Origin of the sequence: Yoonia sp., from assembly GCF_017854415.1 — a bacterium.
Classification (GTDB): Bacteria; Pseudomonadota; Alphaproteobacteria; order Rhodobacterales; family Rhodobacteraceae; genus Yoonia.
The window spans coordinates 1-2,986 of the sequence record NZ_JAFMHR010000232.1; the positions used below are offsets into that span (position 1 = coordinate 1).

The window sequence follows — 2,986 nt, forward strand, 5'->3', positions numbered from 1 at the left end:
CTTCGAGCCCTTCCCGCGGCCCTCTGCTTGCTGCGCAAGCGGTCTCCTGAAGGAGCAACCCCGCCCGCTTAGGTGCGCGTGATCCCCTGATCGCTCAGGCCTACTTTTACACCTTTATATAGTCTAAAATTTCCGACTTCCCACCTCCGACTTCCAACTTCGAGTCACCTTTACACGCGCCTGCCACGTCTTCAGCGTAGGTCTAAAACTTCAAACTACCTTTTTCTTAAGATATTGACTACCAGTGTTTTGTGAAATATTGTTTTTGAGCTGGCAATTAAAGGTAGCAACCTCTTTTTTGGTTGGCGTGCAGCGGCGGCTTATAGCCTTCCGATTTCCCAATTCCCACTTCGAGCGCCTCCCGCTACCCGCGCTGAAGACGCGGCTGCGCAAGCGGTCTCCTGAAGGAGAAGGCCCCCCGCTTAGGTGCGCGTGATCCCCTGATCGCGGGGGCTGTATTCATTTGGTTCGCTCGCGCCGTTCTTTTACACTTGCCCAACCTTTACACTTTTACACTTTTCACTCACGCCCATTTCCGATTTCCCACTGCCCACTTCGAATCACTTCCAATTTCGAGCGCCGCTCACCAGAAAAAGCCCCGGAGGTAGTGCGCGCTGATTAATTACAAAAATGAGTTATTTTTTCCGTGGCCCGCTGGTACCCGAGTTGAGCACTCGTATTCAGGTCATTACAAGCCTCCTCATGGCGGTCTGCTTTTAGTAGCGTCAAGCCCCTGTTGTAATAAGCTTCGGCTAAGGTTCCGTCTAATCGGATAGCCGTGGTGTAGTCGGCGATAGCTTCGCTGTAGTGTCCAAAGAGCAACATGAGGTTAGCGCGGTTTTTGTACAGCAGCGCTTCGTCATCTTTTTCCGCAATTGCTTTGTTGATATCAGACAAGGCGCCCGTAAAATCACCCAGCACCTTTTTAGTCAGCCCCCGGTTCTGGTAAGCCTTGGTCGTAGCGGTTGTTTCTTGTTCAATGATGGTATTGTAATCAGCAATAGCACCCGCTTCATCGCCCATACTTTTCTTAATCTGCGCCCTTTCAAAATAAGCTTCGGTCAGGGTGTTCTCCAGATCAATAGCACGATCCAGGTAAATTTCGGCCTGGGCATCATTGCCCTTTTTCAGCATTACCCGAGCCAAATTGTACCAGGCAATCGCAAAGTCTTCGTTGATGATAATAGCCGCTGAAAAAGCCCCGATCGCTGCTTCATCTTCCCCCAGCTTCTCGTGGATTACGCCTTTGAGGTCCCAACTTACAACAGACTCGGGGTACATCGTAATCATTGCATCGGCCAGGTGCAGGGCTTCATCCAGTTTTCCGATCTCAATGTCCTGAATAATTTCGTAGAGGATGTCCGATTCTATGCCCACATTGTTGTTGATGATATTTTCCTTGTCAATTAAATTCACATAAGACTGCAGGTCAGCTTGCCGATCAGCGGTATCCAGCGCTTTTAGCGGCTCAAACGCCATCAGCTTCAGCATACTGTTGTGGCCATAATAGCCATACAAATTAGCCGCATACGGATTGAGTTGGTTCACCCGGTGGATGTCTATCGCTGCTTCGTGAAGCCGGCCAATTCTTCGGCTAAAGGTCGCCCGGCGCACCAGGGCTTCTACCGAATTGGGCGCAAAATTCACCGCATTGTCTAAGGCAATGGTGGCCTGTTCTATGTTGTGCTGTTGGGCATACATTTCTGCCTGGCGAATAAATCCCTGTCCAATACCATCCGGTAGTTCCCCCTGATGAGGCTGATTCGTCCAGGGGGTGCCACCTTGTATTTGAGCAAGAAGCGAAAAAGACAGTTGGGTGATAAAAACAAGCAGAAGCAAATATTTCAAATTCTTCATAACGCATATTTTTAGTTGTAACCGTTTGTCAAAGTAGACACTGATAGAACGCCAATCACTTCAAATAGTTTATTTACTATCATTAATAATAGTAAAACTATTATTTTAGGATAATTTATGGCCTTTCTCCTCGCCTTCCTGCCTGTCCACGAGCGGCTGAAGGACGTGAAGGGACAAGCTGTTGAATCCAGGAAAACCCAGTACGTTGTTGCTGTTTTTATTTGAAATGGCGCATTCAGGAGCACTTAGCCGCCCCGCCCGCTTAGGTGCGCGTGATCCCTTGATTGCTGGGGCTTACTTTTACACTTTTACACCTTTACACGGTCTAAAACCTCCCACTTCCCACCTCCGATTTCCGACTTCGAGCCCTTCCCGCGGCCCTCTGCTTGCTGCGCAAGCGGTCTCCTGAAGGAGAAAGCCCGCCCGCTTAGGTGCGCGTGATCCCTTGATCGCGGGGGCTGCGTACTGCTTGGGGGCAAGCGCCGTGCTTTTACACTTGCTCAACTTTTCCACCTTTACATGCGGCTACCACTTCCGATTTCGGATTTCCCATCTCCCACTTTGGCCGCCTCTTTCCTCCTCCCCCCACAAGGGGGACCTCCTCCAAAGGAGGACTTTTGACCGTCATTAATTGTTGGGAATTGGCACGCGCCAGCACTGCCGAATAATCGATCGGACGGAAGGCGGAGCAAGGTCAAAAGTCCCCCTTCGGAGGGGGAGAAAGGGGGAGGACTTGGATCGACAATATTCCGGCTTTGCCGCCCGCAGCCCGCGCTGAAGACGCGGCTGCGCAAGCGGTCTCCTGCCCCGAAGGGATGCCTATGGCAAAGGAGAAGCCCCGCCCGCTTAGGTGCGCGTGATTCCTTGATCGCGGCGGCTTACTTTTGCACTTTTCTACCTTTATACCTTTATACGGTCTAAAACTTCCGACTTCCGATTTCCGACTTCGAATTGGTTCTCGCGGCGGCGCAGCGCAGCAACGGCTCGCAGCGTGGGTCTAAAACTTCCGACTTCCCACCTCCGACTTCCGACTTTGGCCCCCCCTCAACCCACGCCAAAAGGGCGTGGCAGGCGCTGCTTGCTGCGCAAGCGGTCTCCTGAAGGAGAAAGCCCGCCCGCTTAGGTGCGC

At 51.7% G+C, this 2,986-nt stretch carries 1 protein-coding gene; it reads right to left on the reverse strand.

Annotated elements, in window-relative coordinates; genetic code table 11:
- Positions 1–618: 618 nt before the first annotated feature.
- Entirely contained in the window at positions 619–1,857 is a 1,239-nt protein-coding gene (locus tag QZ197_RS15835; RefSeq protein WP_296433190.1) for a tetratricopeptide repeat protein, read from the reverse strand.
- Positions 1,858–2,986: the final 1,129 nt, after the last annotated feature.